General features: G+C 36.6%; 21 protein-coding genes and 1 pseudogene. 4 read left to right on the forward strand and 18 right to left on the reverse strand.

Features of this window, described 5'->3' with window-relative positions; translation table 11 throughout:
• Positions 1–210: 210 nt before the first annotated feature.
• The 3 genes from RUH74_RS03100 to RUH74_RS03110 form a co-directional block, all read right to left on the reverse strand.
• Positions 211–846, reverse strand: a complete 636-nt coding sequence (locus RUH74_RS03100; protein ID WP_313798783.1) for a hypothetical protein — start codon at positions 844–846, stop codon at positions 211–213.
• Positions 752–1,948, reverse strand: a complete 1,197-nt coding sequence (locus RUH74_RS03105) for an FtsK/SpoIIIE domain-containing protein (RefSeq protein WP_313798784.1) — start codon at positions 1,946–1,948, stop codon at positions 752–754. Before RUH74_RS03105 ends, RUH74_RS03100 begins: the two co-directional genes overlap by 95 nt.
• Positions 1,949–2,105: 157 nt before the next feature.
• Positions 2,106–2,288: a hypothetical protein gene (locus RUH74_RS03110; protein WP_313798785.1), complete on the reverse strand. Its 183-nt coding sequence runs from the start codon at positions 2,286–2,288 to the stop codon at positions 2,106–2,108.
• A 127-nt stretch (positions 2,289–2,415) separates the two neighbouring features.
• Here RUH74_RS03110 and RUH74_RS03115 point away from each other — a divergent pair, with 127 nt between their 5' ends.
• The 4 genes from RUH74_RS03115 to RUH74_RS03130 all read left to right on the forward strand — a co-directional run bounded on the left by RUH74_RS03115 (position 2,416) and on the right by RUH74_RS03130 (position 3,413).
• On the forward strand, positions 2,416–2,616 hold the full coding sequence (locus RUH74_RS03115; protein ID WP_313798786.1) for a helix-turn-helix transcriptional regulator: 201 nt from the start codon (positions 2,416–2,418) through the stop codon (positions 2,614–2,616).
• Entirely contained in the window at positions 2,591–2,887 is a 297-nt protein-coding gene (locus RUH74_RS03120; RefSeq protein ID WP_313798787.1) for a hypothetical protein, read from the forward strand. Before RUH74_RS03115 ends, RUH74_RS03120 begins: the two co-directional genes overlap by 26 nt.
• A 7-nt stretch (positions 2,888–2,894) precedes the next feature.
• Entirely contained in the window at positions 2,895–3,164 is a 270-nt protein-coding gene (locus tag RUH74_RS03125) for a hypothetical protein (RefSeq protein ID WP_313798788.1), read from the forward strand.
• A 69-nt stretch (positions 3,165–3,233) separates the two neighbouring features.
• Positions 3,234–3,413 carry a hypothetical protein gene (locus RUH74_RS03130; protein ID WP_313798789.1) on the forward strand — a complete coding sequence of 60 codons (180 nt, stop codon included), beginning with the start codon at positions 3,234–3,236 and terminating at the stop codon, positions 3,411–3,413.
• Positions 3,414–3,419: 6 nt separating this feature from the next.
• On the opposite strand, the gene RUH74_RS03135 is transcribed toward RUH74_RS03130, so the two are convergent.
• The 15 genes and pseudogenes from RUH74_RS03135 to RUH74_RS03205 all read right to left on the reverse strand — a co-directional run bounded on the left by RUH74_RS03135 (position 3,420) and on the right by RUH74_RS03205 (position 19,432).
• Positions 3,420–4,088 carry a peptidoglycan recognition protein family protein gene (locus RUH74_RS03135; protein WP_313798791.1) on the reverse strand — a complete coding sequence of 223 codons (669 nt, stop codon included), beginning with the start codon at positions 4,086–4,088 and terminating at the stop codon, positions 3,420–3,422.
• Positions 4,085–4,498, reverse strand: coding sequence for a phage holin family protein (locus RUH74_RS03140; protein WP_313798792.1), 414 nt, complete (start codon positions 4,496–4,498; stop codon positions 4,085–4,087). Before RUH74_RS03140 ends, RUH74_RS03135 begins: the two co-directional genes overlap by 4 nt.
• A gap of 40 nt (positions 4,499–4,538) precedes the next feature.
• Complete coding sequence (locus tag RUH74_RS03145; protein ID WP_313798793.1) at positions 4,539–4,787, reverse strand: hypothetical protein; 249 nt, start codon at positions 4,785–4,787, stop codon at positions 4,539–4,541.
• Between the two features lie 11 nt (positions 4,788–4,798).
• Positions 4,799–8,794 (reverse strand): LPD38 domain-containing protein, encoded by a 3,996-nt coding sequence (locus RUH74_RS03150; protein ID WP_313798794.1) that lies wholly within the window; start codon positions 8,792–8,794, stop codon positions 4,799–4,801.
• A 15-nt stretch (positions 8,795–8,809) separates the two neighbouring features.
• Positions 8,810–10,294 carry a peptidoglycan DD-metalloendopeptidase family protein gene (locus tag RUH74_RS03155; protein ID WP_313798795.1) on the reverse strand — a complete coding sequence of 495 codons (1,485 nt, stop codon included), beginning with the start codon at positions 10,292–10,294 and terminating at the stop codon, positions 8,810–8,812.
• A gap of 36 nt (positions 10,295–10,330) precedes the next feature.
• On the reverse strand, positions 10,331–10,486 hold the full coding sequence (locus tag RUH74_RS03160) for a hypothetical protein (RefSeq protein WP_313798796.1): 156 nt from the start codon (positions 10,484–10,486) through the stop codon (positions 10,331–10,333).
• A gap of 13 nt (positions 10,487–10,499) precedes the next feature.
• Positions 10,500–10,871, reverse strand: coding sequence for a hypothetical protein (locus RUH74_RS03165; RefSeq protein WP_313798797.1), 372 nt, complete (start codon positions 10,869–10,871; stop codon positions 10,500–10,502).
• Positions 10,868–13,198, reverse strand: coding sequence for a hypothetical protein (locus RUH74_RS03170; RefSeq protein WP_313798799.1), 2,331 nt, complete (start codon positions 13,196–13,198; stop codon positions 10,868–10,870). Before RUH74_RS03170 ends, RUH74_RS03165 begins: the two co-directional genes overlap by 4 nt.
• Before the next feature lie 11 nt (positions 13,199–13,209).
• The gene (locus RUH74_RS03175; protein WP_313798800.1) at positions 13,210–14,766 is read right to left on the reverse strand and encodes a hypothetical protein; all 1,557 of its coding nucleotides are present in this window, start codon (positions 14,764–14,766) and stop codon (positions 13,210–13,212) included.
• The gene (locus tag RUH74_RS03180) at positions 14,766–15,314 is read right to left on the reverse strand and encodes a phage adaptor protein (RefSeq protein ID WP_313798801.1); all 549 of its coding nucleotides are present in this window, start codon (positions 15,312–15,314) and stop codon (positions 14,766–14,768) included. The genes RUH74_RS03175 and RUH74_RS03180 overlap by 1 nt, the downstream gene beginning before the upstream one ends.
• A gap of 8 nt (positions 15,315–15,322) precedes the next feature.
• Positions 15,323–15,451 (reverse strand): hypothetical protein, encoded by a 129-nt coding sequence (locus RUH74_RS03185; protein WP_313798802.1) that lies wholly within the window; start codon positions 15,449–15,451, stop codon positions 15,323–15,325.
• Positions 15,452–15,507: 56 nt separating this feature from the next.
• Positions 15,508–16,419, reverse strand: coding sequence for a Mu-like prophage major head subunit gpT family protein (locus RUH74_RS03190; RefSeq protein ID WP_313798803.1), 912 nt, complete (start codon positions 16,417–16,419; stop codon positions 15,508–15,510).
• A 15-nt stretch (positions 16,420–16,434) separates the two neighbouring features.
• On the reverse strand, positions 16,435–17,268 hold the full coding sequence (locus RUH74_RS03195) for a hypothetical protein (RefSeq protein ID WP_313798804.1): 834 nt from the start codon (positions 17,266–17,268) through the stop codon (positions 16,435–16,437).
• Positions 17,269–17,405: 137 nt separating this feature from the next.
• Positions 17,406–17,660 (reverse strand): annotated as a pseudogene (locus RUH74_RS03200) (DUF2829 domain-containing protein); the annotation flags it as partial.
• A 26-nt stretch (positions 17,661–17,686) separates the two neighbouring features.
• Positions 17,687–19,432: a portal protein gene (locus RUH74_RS03205; RefSeq protein ID WP_313798805.1), complete on the reverse strand. Its 1,746-nt coding sequence runs from the start codon at positions 19,430–19,432 to the stop codon at positions 17,687–17,689.
• Between the last annotated feature and the right edge of the window lie 5 nt (positions 19,433–19,437).

Raw genomic sequence — 19,437 nt, forward strand, 5'->3', positions numbered from 1 at the left:
GGTAATTATAGCTTTCATATAATTATTTGTCAATATTTTTTCTTTACACCCTTTAACATGCATAAATTGCATAATGTAGTGTTATCAGCGTGTTTAGAACTCCTCACTCTTAGTATTATATCCTTGTTTGCATGTTTTGCAACAAGTGTGTGGTCATCGTTGTGGTCAAACGATGGCCATCTTTTTTTACCTTTATTCCCTTGGAAGGATTCAATTGATTTCATTAAATGTTATAACTTGATTCCTTACACTTTGTAATTGTTCCTTTAACTTTCTTTTTCTATCCTCTGTTGTCGTAAAAAAATAAAGAATAGGTGTTTGTTCTTTAAAAGCTGGTAGGATCTCTTTATATATTTCAATTTTCTTCTTATTATCAATCATCTTTCTAGCATTATCCACTTCAATTAAATGCAAATACCCGTTACGCTTGAATACTGCATCACATATCACTTTCTTTTTTGCCCCTAAACTTAAGTGTTTAAACTGAACACCTAATGAATTGGCGGGTTTTATAGTAGCTTCTAATGGTTGTTCATTCTTCCAGTCATGAGGGCAATTAAAATAAATGAACACTTCATTTCTTAGAAATGTGTGTGCCATGAAGTGTTTCTTATTATCATCCTTGGTTGATCCGATTAAATCTTTTCCCTGTTTATTCAGATAAATAACCTTTTCCTTCATATAATATGTCTCATTTATATATGGCCCTAATTGTTTCACTACTCGGCAGGCATTACGATAACTTTTTAAATCATGTATTTGCTGGAGGTGCTTGATCTTCACCATGCCCAGCTGGTCGATTGTCGTTAACAGACTTTCTATCCTTTCCTGTGTTGAGTATTTCATCTTCTCTTTCCTCCATCATTTTAAACATCATCTTATCGTCAATATATGGCACCTGTACGGTTCTCTTCTTTTCAATAAGGTAAATAGCCCTTCCAGGAATAGATGGCAAATCCTCGGCTCCTTTTTCATCCAGGAGAACCCGGCTAGCTACTTGTGAAGCACAAATAAATGAAAGCCTTGCTACAATATTCATTTTCACTTGCATTGGAACAGCTTCCTTTGTAGGGTACTGAGTAGCATATATTAGGCGATATCCTAACCCTCCACCGATTCGAGCAATTTCACTTAATGCTGCCTGACAAAACTCCGCGAATTTTTTCGCTTCTTTTGTTTTGACGATGCTTGGAGAAAGTTCGGCCCCTTCATCCACGATAATGAAAGTACGTTTTTTAATGGGTGTATCAATAATATTTGAGTAGCCTTTTTCACGGAACATAACCTCTCTCTGTTTTAATTGTTCAGTAAGGAATGCTAATACTTCCGTTGATTCATACACGTCACAAGCAACCTCTTTAACTTGCGGTAATGACTTGTATTTGTAAAACTCAAGCCCGGCTTTTAAATCAAGGATATATACTTCAACATCTGTAGGATTATTGAGGATGAGTGTGTTTAAGACTCCTTTCATAAACACAGTTTTACCAAATCGAGTCACACCACCATTTAGTAAGTGGCAATACTTTTCAAAATCATGATAAAGGACTCCTTGATGATTCTGCCCTATTGGCACTTCCCATGTTCCAGGTCTTAATAATTCATCATTGTAAGTCCATTTGTTTGGCAACTTTTTATCATATACATGGATCTTTAACAATCCATCAAACTCATAATCAACTTCTTTGTTTAATCCATCTTTAATTGCTGGAATTAAGGATTCCAAAGATTCTGATGGGATTCCTAAAGGAAGAGAGTAGAGGTAAGTTGTATAGGATTCATTGGTTTGTTTGCGAATGAATGTAGGGTATTTCATACTATTATCTTTGTTAATTCCAACTTTGCAATTAATAAATATTTGATCCATTTTCTTTTTGTCGGACATTTTCCCTTTTGGAATGAAAGCAGCAACAGCTATCGATAACGGCAAAGCGAACCATTCGATCATTAAGACACCCTCTTGATTTTTTATGAGAGACATCGAATAAAAAAGATATGTGATAACATATCAAAGCCCAATAAAAAAAAACAATATTAAACAAATTAAACAACAATAAATACCCATTTTGCATTCTTCAATGAACACTTCATTTATTGCACTATTCTTAGAAGAATACTTTGCTCAATTCTTTCAATAACCAGAGGATTGCACCAAATTTGCTTGTTTCCATCATAAGGTGAATCATTTCCTTATTAATCGACAGACCAGACTGCTCTAATGCATGTAATATCATAAATACCCCACCTGAAGCACTGATAAAAGTAATCCCAAATGTAAAGGGGTCCAACTTCATTCCCTCCTTCCTTGTATTCTTCAATGTATGCCCATATGAAATAATGATGCCTGTCATCTGAAATATATTTCCTAAAGGAGATTGTCTGTTTATGTGGAATAAAAAGACAAGGTGATGAAAAATGATATTACGATGTAGGTTAGAGGAATTAATAAAAGAAAGTGGATTAAGAAAAGACTTTGTTGCTGAAAAAATCGGATGTACAACTAGACAACTACGAAATTACGAAAGACAAGTCACTATCTTACCTATGGATAAGGCATATATTTTATCTGATTTATTAGGTGTAAAAGTGGATGATTTATACGAAAGGAGTGAATAATTTGGTATTTGATTTCATAGGGGCATTCATAATTACATGGGCTATTTATAATGTTTTTCAAATAATTTTAATGAGATTTCTTGATCCAAAAACACTTCGATACGTTTCGTTTATCGGTTCTTCTATTTTGATATTAATCGTCACAAGCTTTACAATGGGGATTGTGTCAGGATTCATTATCTATATACCTGCTCTTTTTATTTGGCTAGTAATTGACCTAATAAAAATTAATAAAAGAGATAATAAAAGTTCCCATAGTAAAACCGCATAGAGGTAAAATGATGAAAGTACATATAGAAATAAACCTAAACGTCGAAGGAAGTATAAGTGCAAGCCGTGCATCATTTTATGTTAAAGATAAAGACTTCAATAAAGACGCTGATTGGGCAGTTGGAATAATTGCTTATGAGTGGATCCAACAACGTTGGAGAGAATTTGGATGCAGAAAAATGATAATTCATAAAGTCGTGTGGGATGAGCAACATGATATCACTGATCTTGTGAGACAGATAGAACCGATTGATCCACCTGATGATTTGCCTTTTTAATTCATAAAAATGACACAAGGATTATCCCTCCATTCGCCTAATATTTAGGTATCGAAAGGAGGGATAATATTGTATAAGCCACTTGGGTTTGTGGAAAACGGAGTCAATTACTATATTTTCGCAACAAAGAGAAGTGTACTGGTTATCGGAATGTCAAATTCATTCTCTATTATAACTAAAGGAGAGACTTTTAAAGAAACAATTGCAGAAGCTCAAACGATAATTGCAAAAAAAGCCCTTATTAACTAAAATTTTTCATCTTAGTTTCTTTTCTAATTCCTGTATTCTTTTGGCTAGAGGTATCATCGCATTCCAAACATAATATTGATTCACTGATCGAAATGGATCTTTTCCATCTGTAATACCAAGACGCATAGCTTCTTGTCTTACATCCTCTTGAGCATCAGATAATTTTTGTTCCACACTTGTCATCTCCTTTTTATTTAATTCAGTTTTAATCGCATTCAAAAAGGACTGCCATCTTCCTTCATCTAAAATCCGATGAGGGCAATATTTACCAGACCAATCTTGATGTTTTTTTACACGTTCAACCCCCCAGCCGCGCTCTCTTAACAACTGAGCGATAAACTGTATCGCTAAACCTTCTGCTTGATAATATTTCGTACCACCTGACTTGCTGTAACATATTTCTATTCCTATTGATTTTCGATTACCTGAACCGTTACCATCTCCACAATGCCAAGCCATACGATCTAAAGGAATACCTTGCACAACCTCTTTATCATCAACAGCAAAGTGATAAGAGACTTGATTAGTATTATTTATCATGTATTGCACTTCGTTATTAGCACTAGCATCGTTATAAGTGTTGTGAACAGTGATATATTCAGCAGCCATTATATTTGGGCATTTTATTTTATGATTCTTAGATTGTACAAGCATTTGTCTAACAGGGATATTCACTTTTTATCACCCTTATCACTCTTAATCTGTTCAAAGCGTGACTTTAAAAAGTCCGGAACATCTAAACCTAATCGCGCCATATTTTCAATTAAAGATATCCCCTCAGTTCCGATTAAGAAGAAAAGCATCGAGTTACGGACGAAACCTTGTTCGCTGCCACTTATGATATCTAATTGATTTGCAATAATAACAAGGGTAATCATGGCCCCTTTCTTCCCCAACCCTTTTAATGCTCTCTTTGAACTAATTCCTTCATTCTGACTTCCTGCAATTACACCAATTAGAAAGTCACAAACCATAAAAATAACTAAAGCAACAAGCAAATGATCAATTCCACCAAGCAAATAGGCGATGGAAGAAATTCCACCGCCTGTAATAAATGTATAAAGTGTATTTGTCTCTTGTTTCATCTGTTACCTCCCAAAATTAAAAGAGGACTCAATGAGCCCTCTAAAAATGTTTTTTGAATCCCTTTTCATCTCTAGTGTTGTCGTCCTTAAACAGTCTTTTAACGAAATAGATGACATCCTTCATAAAGAAGAAAAGCCAACATATTATAGCTAGACCGAAAAATATAACTACAACTGCACCAATTGGATAGGATAGCCATGATATTAAGTGAATGTAAGATAAATAAACAACGATGCCTAATGGAATCCATAACAAAGGTGAAAATGCACTAAATAAAAATTTTTTCAAGTTCTCACCACCTATGGGATTCTATTCCCTGCTTTTGCTAATTGAGTGATAAGTTGATCAATCTGTTTAATCACATCTGCTTTTTCTTCTCCACTCATATTTGGTTCTTCAATCACAGCACGCTTAGCTGCTTGTAATTCACTTATTTCTTTTGATAACTGATTTATAGTTTTCATTGTTTCTGTATTTTCATGATCCGGATTATGTTTCTTCGCTGATAGATTTTCACGTTTTAATTTGTCCATCCGCTTATAAAAGTCATTAACACTTTGGTTATTACCTTCAAGGTTCTTAACCACAAAACGGTTAAGAATAGGAGCATCAGCTATGCCCTTATCAGGAAGCTCTGGTTTTTCCTTCCCAGCTACTTTGTAGCCTAAATCTGTTCCCTTTAAGAAATAACCACCTAAACCACCAGTATACCCTTTAAACACATGCTCAAGTTTTCTTGGTGACTTTTTAAAAGCTGCTCCAATATCTTTCGATAATTCTGATTGATATGGGCCATATTGATCTTCAGGTAATAAATCCTGTTCACGTCTTGGAACAATTGGAGAGTCAAAATGCATGCTCTTATTTCCGTAAACCTCTATCCATGGAAGAATTGCTGTAGGAATCCAGTTTGGAGTAAAGGCTTCTCTGACTGTCTTTCCAAATCCCTCAAATGCTTTTGGGTCATTTGTTTTCATAAAATCGAGCATTCTTTCAAATGACGTTCCAAACATAATACCTGCTTCGAAAGGTTTAGGAAGTTTGTAAATTTGATCCCCTATTTCAAAATGCCAGAACAGATCCCTTTCACGTTGCGGAATTTCTTTATACCAATCTTTATCTTGGTTATAATAATACGCAACAATTGAAGGTAATGTAATACTGGCTAACGATTTAACAGTTGCTTCAACTTTTCTCTCTTTAAAGGTACGTGCAAGTTTATCCATAGATTGAACAGCCGCATTAAAAAAGGCAGTCACTTGATTGTATTGCCTACCTACAGTTCCAGCTCTGCTAAAGTCAATTAGATCACGTGAAGAAAAGGCTGCTTCTTTTGGTGTCGCACCTTTATTCAAGCCTTTTTTAAATTCCCCTACCCTTGTCGCTTCCTCGGTTATTTCCGATACCTTGCGTAGTGGTTGAAGGAATGTATCTAAAGCTTTAAAAGGGGTGCCAAAGTTATTTTTAACTTTCTGACCTAAAGATTGTTTTACCATTTTACGTAGGTCGGCTTGTAGATATTCACGATCAAGAGTGGATAATACTGAGTTAGCTCCCCCACTTTGCTTCCAAAGCCAGTAATCACTATCTCTTTTGAGTACACTCTTCATCCCTTTAGCCATATCCCAAAATGGAATAAATCCATATTTAGAGTTAACAAATGCTGATAATTGATCTCGGAATATATTTACGGGTCCGAAGTCAGGAGATAGCACAGCGCCGGCTCGTAATGTTTTAGCAGGAACCCCCATTAAGTTAATGAAGAAGTTTTGCTTTTGGGCATCCAAAGAAAGCATGGCTTTGTATAAATCATCTTGCAGTTCCATTTCGATTTTTTGCCCATCTTTGTACACATAAACCTTGTTACCTTCACCTTTAAATAGATTATCAATCGCATCTGTTCTACCATCATTCATTTGTACGGTCGCATCATCCAGGACACTAGAAAGATTGTCGATAGAAGCATCTTGCTTTGTTACATTTGTGATTCTACCCCACATATTATTTTCTGGTGCATTTTTCAATAAGTCATATAACGCTACTCCAACCTTATTTCTTTCAGCAATGTTAGTAATAACATAAGTGTTTTTCACAATGCTTTCAATAGGATTAATAATAGGTTTTGTAGATCCAGTTCTTTGTTTGATTGGATTAGCTTGACTAGCAAACTTCATTTTAGGACTAGTTAAAGGTTCAAACCCTCTAACTCGTGGCTCTTGCACCCGATTCATTGGAATATAGTTAGGGTTTTCCTTAAAAATCTTTTTAAGAGCATCGTCAGTGTAATAACCTGAATCCTTTAATTCTTTCATTAAATTTTGACTGTACTTAACTAATTCCTCTTGATGCTTCTTGAAATCAGGTGATTCTGCTTCAATTTGTTTAATGGTCGCTTCTGCTAATTGGTAATCATTTATACCTTCGACATCTTTTGGCTTAATTCCTGCCGTTAAGCCTTTACTATCGTAATCTAGTGCACGTTTAGACGTTGTATATGCAAGGAAATCATCAATATTATTCTCAACTGGTTTAATAATTTCTTTCAGTGATTTTTCTAACTTTTGGCCTGAGTCACTAAAGACTCCCCCATTTAAATAGGTTTCAGCTTTTCCAGCTACACCACGAGCCAATTGAGCCAGTTTATGAGGGTCATTGTCAATCTTTAACCCTTTGCCCCCTAAATCTTTTGAAGCCTTATTTACTGCGTGTAAATCATTCACAATTGCAGTATAAGCCTTATCAAATGACCATTTTGATTTTTCTCGCTTACCAGTTGAATCAATTTGCTGTTTAACAATTTCTTTTGGATTATCTATATCAATCGGTGTACGATCAATTGGAGTACCTCGAACCATTGGTACTTCATTAACTGCACCAGATGTTATAGGCTCGAAATCTTTACCTGGTGTCAATCGATTTAATGAAGGTTCTTGAACAGCAGCTGCTATTTCTGGTCTAGCTTGGTCGATATCTCTCAACAGTGCTGTTTCATTTGTTTCAGACTTTCTAATCGAAGCTAATTTATCAAATAATTCATTCGATTGGCCATTTAATCGACCTGTGTTTGATCGTTGTAAACTATCTATAACATTCTGGCTAGGGGAACCACCAAATGTAGGTACATCCCCTTTAGCAAAAGGGGCCAAGCTAGTTTGAACAGCTTTACTTATTCCTTTCCCTAAGCCGTATAAGGCAGGATCAGCAATGGCTCCCAATCCAACTCCTAAACCTACATGCTTCAAGTTATCTATATAATTGGTATCTTTAGGGTTAAAAGCTTCACGAACACCTACTTCGCCCCCCGCAATTAAACCACCAGCAATTGCACCTTCTTGAGCCAATTGTTTAAGTTTATCCACCCCTTTTGAACCCGGCTTTAATCCTAAACCAGTTCCACGAATTGCTTTATATGTTCCCATACCAGGAATTAGATAACCAAGTGCATCATAACCGAAGTCTGTTATCTTACCTGCTAATGATCTATCTTCATTTGTGAACTGCGAAGCACGTTGGCCATCATTTGTTTTCTTATATACTTGGTCAAGCGTACCCAATGTTGCTGTGTTAGCAAGCCTTGTAAGTCCTCTGGTTGATTCTTTGGTGAATTTACTTCTATCGGTTTTAACAGCATCATCCACGTTGTTTTTAAACGCTTCTGTAAAGCTAACATCATCAAACGGATTAATCGCTTGACCAAAGTTTTTTAACGGAGTCATGATGTCATTCAATAACGATCCGTTGCTTTTATCCTTCTTGCTCTTGTTATCATTCTTTTTTTTTAATACACCTAAGTCACCTTTTTTCTGTTCTTTTTTTTGAGCAATGGGTATCTCAATACCGTATTTTGAATATACGTTATTTTCTTTTGCCTTAACTTGTTTATTTAATTTCTCTGTATATTTGTTGAACTCCCTTTCAGAACGGAACTGACCATTTGAAGCAGCATTATACATAGCATTAATGTAATCATCAATTGTAAAGCCCTGTTCTTTGATCTGCATTTGTAGCATGGGATCATTTTTTATTTCTTCAGCTGTACGATTGGCCCCGTTTCTTTTGAGAGCAGAATTATTAGACGGATCACTCCAATAATTTAGTGCATCTTGATATGTTTTCTTTTCCTTTTTTTCTTTATATTCCTGCAGCCGTTTATTGTATTCTTCCTTAGCTATATTAACCTGAGCTTTACTTGCCCCAATACTTCGAGCATTAGAAAGACCGGCATCATATGAGCCGGCCCCGTAACGAGATTCGAAAATCGCTTTATATTTATCAGGATTATAATTAGAAGGCATTTCGCACCTCTTCTCTTATCTTAAAAATGGTGATGGATCTAACACAGCACCTTTAGAATTAGTTACCTCATAATGAAGGTGAGGGCCAGTTGAACGTCCAGTATTCCCTGATTTACCTACTAAGCTTCCTCTTGAAACATTCTGGCCAACTTTAACACCTATGCTGTCTAAATGAGCGTAACGGTGTAAATATCCGTTAGCATCCTGTATAACAACAGTGTTTCCATAGCTAGAATGACCAGAAGTTGAAACAACCTTTCCGCTTATGGTGGATGCTACTGGCGTACCCTTAGGAACAGCTATATCCATACCCCTATGGTTTGAATTTTTCTGTCCAGTTACCGGATGTGTTCTGGTACCTGGCTGTGATGTGATTTTATAGTCTTTTAAGTTGGGGATCCAACCATCTCCTTTCACCTCTGTATTAAAATTTGCGTTGTTATAGTAATCAATCATTGCCTGATTCATAGATTGTTCAAGATTACCTTTATATCTCATTTCATAATCACGCCAAGCAGCTTCTTCACCATATTGAGCCTTAGCCCATTCAAGCTGTGCTTTTTCAGAAGCAGACATATTCTCGAAAATATATTTACGCCATGCCCTAGCATCTTTTTGTTCAGACTCCCATTCAGCGTCACGACGTTTATCACGCTGTTGCTGATAATTGAAGTTACGGTCATTAAGCATCCTCTGATAATCGAATTGTTGATCATATCGTTGGTCGCCAATCAAATCCCTTGATCTGTTATAGTCAAAATCTCTTTGATTTGCATATTTACTCCAATCAAATTGGTCACGATTAAGATTAAGTCCTTCTACCCCTAGGTATTCACTTAACTGTTGCGCTCGTTCTTGTAATGCTAAATTTTGGTCAAATTCCATCATCCGTTGAGCCATCTCTGCAATCTTTGCAGAACGTTGAGCGTCTAGGTCAGAAATATTCGATTGAGAAGCTATGCCAATCTTATTCATTTGGTCAGCAGCAAGTCCACTGTGCGCTAATCCTCTTGCACTAGCAACCTCAGAAGCATTTAGCTCGTTTTGGTACCTGTTCTTTCTCACGTTTTCTACTGCTCTCTCATAAAGAGGATCAAGTTGTTGTTTAGCTCGGTCTGCTGCTTCACCGTAGGTTAAGGCATTTCGTTGATTAGGAGTGAACGAATTTCTGCTACCACCGCCACCTGTATAGGTTACTTCTGGTTTGGCATACTCTTCATTTACCTTGCCTTGTATCGCTTTTTCCCTTTCTGATTGGCTCATATTATTTCGTTGGTCAGTTGTCCAATTGTAATATTTCATTAAGTCATCATATTTAGGGTCATAATTTCCTATATGGTCAAAGTTGCCTGTTTTTTGATATATATAAGCATTACGTAGCTCATCTGTGGTTGCCATTTTTCGGTTATCCGGATTATCATACCAACCATTTTTTATCTTATTTTTTTCATACTCATGACCTTCTGATAAGGCTGCTTGTTTCTCTGCCGATATTGCCACAAAAACAACTCCTTTCTGGCATAAAAAAGAGAGCCGTTAGGCTCCCGTTGGTACTTGATATCCCATGTCTGTTAAAACAAGATCAACTTGCGATTTTAAATTCGAAAGGTTTGGTACTTGCTCATATTGATAAGTACCGTTAAGAACGGCAAAAGACCACAATTGTACTAAACCACTATTTTTATTAAACATCTAAACCACTCCTTTATGTTGTTGTTAAAAGGGTTGATAATTCCAGAACAGATTGTTCAAGTATTTTTTGGCTTGCTTCTTGAGTAGCAACAATAGTCGAGAGTTCCATTACACTTGCTTGTAACATTTGGTTTTCCTGCCTAAGCAAATCTAGTTCTGAAGGTTTTGGCTCTGGCAAGGGCGGTGGTTCAATTTCAACCGCTATAACTGTACCTTCCATTACTTCGAGTTTGAAATACTCATAATGGACTTCTATAAAGTCATATTCATTAGCTTTACCACCGAAATTAGGGATTACATCTTTTTCGATAGCCTGTTCAACAGTTTCGTTATTCGCCGGTGTCCCTACTATTTGCAAATTAGTTTTGTTAAAAATGACTATCATTGGGTTAACACCTCTACAGATACATTTATAGAAAGAGTTCTTGCGACAGTTCCTACGTTTACCCACCTAATTTCAAGCTCACTGCAATCTTCATTAAGTCCAATGAACTCAATGTAACATTCTGCACCACTAGAGAACGGATATCTAAGAGGATTTAATGCAGGATTGTAAAGTTGAGTATTGTTGAATACAAATGATTGATTAGTTCCATATTTAAGTTTATCAATGTAATAAATATAGCCAGCATCATAAGTGACATAAGGTGAATTTTCATTAGCTTCTAAGGTTTTTTTATTCCATTCAAATACAAGAGCAGATCGGTTCTCTCTTGAATACTCCAAAATCAAACGATACCAAAATCCATTACCTGGAAGTGTTATTTTCTTGCTGTACTTCTCTCCATTAGGAGCTACACTTGTTGTTTTATCTGACCAGAAAACATACTCTTTTTTCATCCCCACCGGACTTCCATCTGATTTTAAAGGCACTCCATTTTTATCGAGTAAGGCAACCCCATCTTTCCTCCCTAACTTATCTATAACAGTCAGACCGAATTGAGATAGTTGTTTATTCATTTCCTCAATCTGTTTTACTTGATAATCACTTTCCATATGGAAATTTTCTGTGTGCTTTGCTTGTGTATCTCCAACATGGCAAGAGAAATTATAGCGATTTAGGACTTTATAGGTTACTGTATAAAAAGCTGCTTTGTTATACAACGCATTATCTAATTGTGCCATAGCACCTGAAGATGTTGTACCTTTTGGATAAATTTTCCATCTTTTATCTAGTCTGCCCTGTTCGTAGATAGAAAAAATTTCCTCTGCCTTATTCTGTAACTTTGAAACTCCAAACAAACTATTTACACCATTATTTATATTCCATTCAAACGGCGCGAGCGTGTTTTGATAAGGATTCGCCTTTTCCCTTAGCACAATCCCTTCACCTAAATTAATCTTATTCGTACCTTTCACTAAACGTAAAGCACCCTCATATTTAGCAGAAACATCTTGTTCAGTAGATGTTTTGTAGATGATTTTAATAGGTTTGAAATCAGGAGCTAAAGCAGTTGGTACAGATGATTTCGTGTAAGCATTGTCTGTGATTGGACTCCATGCACTATTAGGGCTGAATCCCGCATACCATTTCTTAGTTCCACTGTTATAGATTGCCCCACTAGGTTCTTGCATTTGCCATCCTAATAAAAATGCAAGTATCTCTAATCTACTTGGTTTATAATTATCTCCCCAGCCTGTATCAGCAGAAGAAAGAAATAAAATTAAACTATTTTCATCAAGGTAAAAACGATCATTTATGATATTAGATGCAGAATCAGTTCTCTGCATGAATACCCCGTTAAACTTAATTACATCAACAGAAGAGATATTAATACCAGGTGCTACTTCACTTAGAGGTATTAGAATACCTTTGCCACCAGTATAACTTGTATTAATCTTAGGATTTTTAACATTTTCAGAGGTTAGCAAGCTTTCAATCTTATTCTGTTTCTTTCTCCATTCCCCATCAGATGTTTGATAAATTTTATCCCCTTTATAGAGGTATTCATCAAAATGTAGAGCTGAACCATTATCTACTTCAATATAGGGATTTCTTACTGGTTGATATCCTAATACAAATTCGCGTTCTTCAGTCGCTTCTATAAGTTGAACATCTTCGAAAATAATCGCACCCTGCGCTTTGTTATCTACAATGCACCTAACTTGTATTGAATTAACACCTTGAGGAACGGTGAATTTTTCTGGAACATTAGTTGTATCTAGGCTAGTTCCACCATATGCATCAATATAAGTGCCAGTGTCGTAGCTTCTCTTACCCGACAAAAAATATGTTGATCCACTTTTAACTGGTAAAGACGTTGAATGTACTATGGTCGATCCATTAGAAACAATTGTAATCTTATTATCTGAATTAACCGTTACATTACTTCCACCGCCACTCCACTTACCGCTGTTAAAAGGAGGAACAAGGTTTTTTACTTCGTCCCCTAAAATTTCAACAGGAGCAAGTGCAGCATTTTCAGGAGCTTCAATATTGTTTTCTCCACGCTTTAGTGTAATAGTTACCGGTTCTTCTTCTTTAACCATGTTTTCAATGACAGTTACACGTCCTGCAATGGCTGGATCGGCTTCCTCAAAAGGCACACCATTCCAAGTGCCTTCAAAGTTTCCTGTTATATCAAGCTTCTTTTTAACCTCATCATCTTGATCGTTATGAGCTTTAACAAGATTATCAAACTCTGCATCTACTTGCTCTGCATCAGTTCTTGTACCATTTTGAAAGTCATATAATCGCTGAATTTTCGCCACATTATCACTCCTTATGGCTTTTTCAATTTATACTGAAAGACCATCCCATATATCGTTAAAGGTTGGTCTACTTCGTTATTTGTAATGATTAATTGAATGTTTTTTCCGCGTTTTTGTATCCTTAATTCATTTTGAACAACATCACGATAACCCCAAAATGCTTCTCCCCATATTCCTTCACCCCAACCCTGTGATTCATCAGTTGAAACTTCTTCAATTTCTACGTCGATATAATCCACTTTAGCCGCAAGGTTAAATATAGATGTTTCAGCATCGTATTGTTTCGCTATTGTCCAAAACTTTTTAAACTTCTTATCCTGGACTTCGTAATTGAAGTCGAAGTTTTTAGTGTGAAGCATGAATTTAATCGGTGCCCCATCATCTGAATATACATTTTCATCAAAACGGTAGATATATCCAGAGTCAGAAGCAAAAAATAAAACCCCTTCTTTTGTTAGGAAGGAGTTAGCTTTAATATTTGTGAATTTAGTCCAACATTGAAGAATTGTATCGTAAACAAGTGTTAATCCACTTGGGAAAGAGAGATAATATTTGTTATCAAAATAGTGTCCTACTGCTTTTCTTTTGTCAGCAAGAGAAATCCCTTTTAGAGTGTTTTCAACGCTTGATAGCACCCTTCCCTGACTAGTGAGAGTAGACACTTGCCTTGCACTTACATAATTTTGATCTGTAGAGTACATAGCATATACCCCATCTTCCGCAAGGTAGAAAAGGTCATTGCCTACCATCTTAACAGAGTTTGGAGCAATGCAACCTGTAGGCACATTTATTTTTTGAAGGTCAAATGCTTCAATTGTTCGGCCATCACCGCGAAGAAACCAGACAGAGTTTTCACAAAGAATAACTAAACCATCACGGAAAGCTTCTAGCTGGTTGATTACATCGTTATTATCGGTTGCTACATCAATAAAGAATATGGCTGGCCAATAATCATATACAGCATAACCCAATTTAGGATCATGGTGACAGAACGACAGCCGATTCTTTACCGTTGGGTGTGCAGCAGCATAAATTCGGTCTTGTTTGATAGCTAATGCTCTAAAATTAGTGAGATTAGCCAAATCATTTAATCCAGGATCTTGTTCTTCATTTACTCCTGTACCATCTGTTCCTTCTTCTTTTATAGGAACGTGAGGAATTACTTCAGATACAACCCCAGCTTGATATTGTTTTAACTTACCTCCATCAGCAAACAAAACAACATCACCAATGTTACGGTCTTTGTAGCTAATCATTTGTACTTCGGAACTTGATAATGAGCCTGTAATTGCGCTCAGATTGCCGTTTGATTCCGAATAAACCTTTTTATCACTAATCGCTAAATAAGCCCTATCACCGTTAAATCTGTTGTGCTGATAGTGCTTTGTTATAGGGTGTGATAAATGATTAGAGTATTTTACATAGCCGTTACGCTTAGATATTGGCCCTTTTCCAAATACTACGTTTTCGGCATCAACTACCGCCTGATCAGGAATAAGATTGGCTGCTGTTTTGTCATTGATACCTAACTCAAAGGTTCGGAGTGGATAAAGTAATTTCCTAGCCATTAAGTCACCAGCCTTACTTGCCCGACTTCTCCATCTTGATTTTGCTCAATTGCAAAGTCTCTTTTCTTTGCCTGGTACTCACTCCATGCATTCATTTGCATTTCTGGTTCCTCATCTTGATACTTTGCACGAGCAACAGCATACAAAACTAATAGATCATGATAATTTGAAGGAATTACTGGTTCGTCATCAGGGTTTACAAGGTGCGGTAATTTCGCATAATAATATAATGTTAATTCCCCGTCATTTTCGGGCTTTGGTTGAATAGTTAAGGCATTTCCCCACATTTTATAACCGCGGCTAGAACGGTCTTTTAGAGGTATTTCAAGCAATTCGTTATCATCCATAATTAATTCAATCTTATGGAAGTCAGAAGGTAAATCATATTTATCTTGACCGACAACCAAAGGAATGACAGCAGTTTGTTTATACTTTGCTACTGGAGTAAGATCATCCAATCCCCTATTAATCCATTGAATTATTTCAGCATTGGATAACGAATCATCTATATCCTTGTTTACTTCTTTGATTAAACTTGATAGATTCATGCAATCACCTACTTTTTAGTGGTGGTCTTTGGCTTTAATTCCTTGATAATTTCTTCTTTAGCTTCTTTTATTTCATTTTTGATAAATGCAGCTAATAGTTTGCCATCTTCACTGTTTGGTAGTTTAATTTCACTCATATTAATTCCTCCTTTAAATTAGAAAAAGGGAAGGCTTATGCCCTCCCTAACTTTTATTAAGGTGTTACTGCTCCACCTGTAGAGCCAACGATACCACGGAAATCAGATACACCGTAAGAGTAACGCATATAACCGCGATACTTTGCTTCTAATGTATCGAAGTCCTCTTCATGTTTAAACTCCGGCTTAACCCTCCAGAAGAAGTTAAGTTGAGCAACAGCAGGGTCCATAACAAACCATGCATCATCATTCGTAAGGTAATCATAGACTACTACTTCAAGAGCTCCTTTTAGTGTGTTAATATCATTGAAGTCTGTACCTGTTTTTTGATTTGAACCGACAATTTCACGAGCAACAAACTCTTTTGCACGTGGTACGATTAAATACTTCGGCTGGTACTGAATTTTATTACCAGTTTCATCTGGAGCATCATGCATGCACTTGATAGCCAACTTCAAGTTAGCATCATTTAATTCACCAGTTACAAGGTTAGATGCTGTACCCCCACCCTTTAAAACGTGATCATTTGCAAATAAAGCCTTACCATCATAGATCGGACGAGTTACACCATCAAAACCAGCATTAAGAACTGTGGCTGCATCAACTTCTACCTTTGTTCTTCCTGAATGAGCCAATGCTTTTGGCATCTTGTTAATTACGTTATACTGCTCATCATCATGCATTTCTCTTGTTACTTTGAACCCACTTGCAAAAGAATTGTGAGTATAAGTGATTTCATGACCGCCAGTAGGATCTTGATAAGTAACTGAACCTTTCTCAGTCTTATTATCCCACGGTGCGAAACCACCAAGTAATAGATCATATTCCTTAGCTTTTTTGGAGCTATTTACATTAAATACTTTATTAAATTGTTCGGATTTCTCAGGGTAGTTATCGAAGAAAATCTTTCGTAATCCTGGTTCAAGTAATTTACCCCATTGTGCATTATCATAACGTCCTAAAGACATTCAAATCATCCTTTCTTATTTCCATTTTGCGTATTCTTCCGGAGACATTCCCATGTGTTGAGCATAGGCTATTTCTTCCGGAGTTAAATTTAATGCAACAGTTGCATTTTCATCATGTGTTTCAACGTGTTTCCCTTGTCTCGCTTTAATTTGATCCACCACTTTCTGTTCTGCCTGTTGTTGAAGCGAAGGTATTTGTTCCTTTAACCCACGCAAGCTAGCAAACTCATAAGCTTCTGTAAGTGTCATTTTGTATTTAGTTGCTAGTTCAAACATTTCTTGCTCGTATTTAGGGAAGTTTTCATCTTTCCTTAATTCACTCAATTCAGCATCAACTTGTCTTTTGAAGGATTCTACTCGCATATCTTCCAGCTGCTTCTTAACAGTTGATAACTCTTCATTTACAGGAGCAATGTACTCACGATATGCTTCTTCATCCATTCCCAAACGTTGTGCTTCTTGCTGTACTCTTTGCTGTTCCTCAGCCTGTTGTGCTGCCTGAATAAGTTCATCAATTGACTGATAACCTGTAATTTGTGCAACTCTTTGAAGATGTTGCTCATATTCAGATGCCTTTTGATTCACTTTGTCATAATTTAACCCCTTCTGAATGTAAGTAGGAGCTTCATCACGACTAATTCTCATTTCCTCTTTGTTGTATTTAACAGGGATGTAATCCTCTTCCTGTGTGGTGGCAGGAGGTTGTTCATCTTGAACCTGTGAAGATTCTGATTCAATACCAGGATCAATTTGTTCATCCATTGGCACTTCTTCTACTGCTGGTGGTTCGTCACTGTGGTACTGTAAATCTAACTTCAATAAAAATTCGCTATGGTTGGCGATTGTCATATTTCTTTTCCTCCCTCGGTATGGTAGCCGACAAAATAATATAAAAAGGCTAAGGAAGTCTCATCCCTAGCCTGTTATTTGGTGTATTTCCAATTACCATTCTCATATCTACCGTAAATTCTTGTTGGTGAATCAATAACTACCTCCCAATCTTCTGCTAAAGCATCAGATGTACTTGGTGACCATGTAGCAACATCATTTTGAGCTGTTTTCAAAGCTAGATACGGACGATATGGAACCATATCATTTTCAAAAAAACCTTTAATTGCGTCCATCTTTGCAGGAAACACACCAGCTTCTACATAATAAACAAACATATTCGCACCATTCCAACCTTTACGAGCAATGCGTTTTCCTTGTTTAGCTAATTCTATAGCTTGACCAAAATTCATTTTCTTTTCCTCCCAAATAAAAACACCTATTGAGGTGCTAGTAATGTTTGCATTATTTGATCTTCATTCATTCCCTGCTGCATCATTTCCTGTGCTGCCTGTTGTACTTCTGGTGGTGCTCCTTGCATGAATGTATTAAAGTCAGGTGGCCCCTGAGGTTGTTGTTGCATTGCTTGCTGTTGCATCATCATTTCTTGCTTACGTTGCAACACTTCCTCGGCTTTTGGGAACTTAACTGTTTCTAACAATGCTTGTTCATCAATAACCTTCATCTGGTACAGTTCTTTTGCTTGTTCATACAAGAATGCTTTTGAATATTGCATTGAAGAACCAACTTCGACTCGCACATCAAAGTCAGGATCAATTTCAATGACTTGTTTCTCCAATTGTCCTTTTTCCCCATTGAATTCATCATATTCTCTTTTTGTTTTCAACTCATCAGCCTTAAATTTAATGAACTGTGCTTGATAATTATCTCCAAGAATACGAATATACCGTGGCTCTTGATAAAATTCTCTTACTAGCTCAATAATAAGCTCACCAATCTCTTTTAATCCTGCTTCTAACGTTCGACCTAATAGTCTTACACGTTGGTTAGCACTCTCTTGAAGGGCAAGAATAGCACTTGCAGCTGTAACCCCACTAGGAGCCTTTCCTTGTGTTACATCATGAATCCCTGAAACTGATTCAGCATCGCGTTTTTTGGTCGCTAAATGATTAGGAATAAAGTTTGGGATTGGTTGGCCCGATTCTTGTTTAATCTGGCTAATATCATTTACTTCAACAATTTTATAAGGCATATTTGTGTATTGTCTTTTATTTAAGCCACTGTTAGCACCTGTAAAAATCGTTCCATTACCACCTAATCGAGCATTGTCCAATATCTGCTGATCCAATAGGTTAACTATCATCTGCGGTGACATGATTTGAGCAAGAACACCCATTGCCCAAAACTTCTTTTCTACAGGGAATGCCGGAATAGCCACAAAAGGATAACGACCATGTTTATAGAATTCCTTTTCATCCCTTAGAAGAGTGTCTCCAGCAATCGTTACAAGTCGTATCTTACCGTTTTCCTTAGTCCAATACTCAATCAACAGGACTTTGTTATCTCTTCGTGGTGAATCGTCTGTATCGTCAAATACGGCGATTTCCTCATACTTCTTATCTGCCTGTACATCTTTGCCATAACGCTTTTTGATATACTCTACACTCTTTTGAGAAGCATAGATAACATAATCGCTGTCTTGCACACTCTTAGCCCTAGGAGAGATAAAGAACTGATCTAATGGCACATTAATGATGTCTATATCCCCTAAACCTTTTAATAGTTCAGGATTCCAGAACACCTTGTATATACCCATTCCATGCTTTATTCGGGTACGTTCATTAAGGATTAGCTTATAATCCATATCCCGAACGTCCCAAACGTACTCTATAATCTTAGAAAGAATATCAGCCTTTTCCTCATCACCTGGTTCAGTCGGCAAACAAACAATCTGAGGTCGGTTATCCGTTAACTGTGGAATAATACTCTCAACAATAGAAAAACATATGTTAGTCACGGGCTGAACCTGACCTTCATATGCTGGTTTACTCTTCCATTGTTTCCCTCGATAGTAATCCTCTTGCCTTTGCCACGATTTTTCTTCTGCGGCTTTAATGGTGCGAGATTCAATGAATCTATTTTGAATGAGTTGAACAAGTTTTTGTTCATTCTGCTTCTGCTTTTCGGATGATTCCTTTTGTTTATCGTCCTTTTCTAATTTCAATGGGT

Origin of the sequence: Cytobacillus sp. (assembly GCF_032154635.1) — a bacterium.
In the GTDB taxonomy this organism is placed as follows: domain Bacteria; phylum Bacillota; class Bacilli; order Bacillales; family Cytobacillaceae; genus Cytobacillus.

Bases quoted from the DNA above. Each gene is read 5' to 3' on its own strand.
- RUH74_RS03100 (WP_313798783.1), bottom strand. From the start codon at position 846: ATGAAATACTCAACACAGGAAAGGATAGAAAGTCTGTTAACGACAATC.
- RUH74_RS03105 (WP_313798784.1), bottom strand. From the start codon at position 1,948: ATGATCGAATGGTTCGCTTTGCCGTTATCGATAGCTGTTGCTGCTTTC.
- RUH74_RS03115 (WP_313798786.1), top strand. From the start codon at position 2,416: ATGATATTACGATGTAGGTTAGAGGAATTAATAAAAGAAAGTGGATTA.
- RUH74_RS03120 (WP_313798787.1), top strand. From the start codon at position 2,591: ATGATTTATACGAAAGGAGTGAATAATTTGGTATTTGATTTCATAGGG.
- RUH74_RS03125 (WP_313798788.1), top strand. From the start codon at position 2,895: ATGATGAAAGTACATATAGAAATAAACCTAAACGTCGAAGGAAGTATA.
- RUH74_RS03140 (WP_313798792.1), bottom strand. From the start codon at position 4,498: ATGAAACAAGAGACAAATACACTTTATACATTTATTACAGGCGGTGGA.
- RUH74_RS03150 (WP_313798794.1), bottom strand. From the start codon at position 8,794: ATGCCTTCTAATTATAATCCTGATAAATATAAAGCGATTTTCGAATCT.
- RUH74_RS03160 (WP_313798796.1), bottom strand. From the start codon at position 10,486: ATGTTTAATAAAAATAGTGGTTTAGTACAATTGTGGTCTTTTGCCGTT.
- RUH74_RS03165 (WP_313798797.1), bottom strand. From the start codon at position 10,871: ATGATAGTCATTTTTAACAAAACTAATTTGCAAATAGTAGGGACACCG.
- RUH74_RS03175 (WP_313798800.1), bottom strand. From the start codon at position 14,766: ATGGCTAGGAAATTACTTTATCCACTCCGAACCTTTGAGTTAGGTATC.
- RUH74_RS03180 (WP_313798801.1), bottom strand. From the start codon at position 15,314: ATGAATCTATCAAGTTTAATCAAAGAAGTAAACAAGGATATAGATGAT.
- RUH74_RS03185 (WP_313798802.1), bottom strand. From the start codon at position 15,451: ATGAGTGAAATTAAACTACCAAACAGTGAAGATGGCAAACTATTAGCT.
- RUH74_RS03190 (WP_313798803.1), bottom strand. From the start codon at position 16,419: ATGTCTTTAGGACGTTATGATAATGCACAATGGGGTAAATTACTTGAA.
- RUH74_RS03195 (WP_313798804.1), bottom strand. From the start codon at position 17,268: ATGACAATCGCCAACCATAGCGAATTTTTATTGAAGTTAGATTTACAG.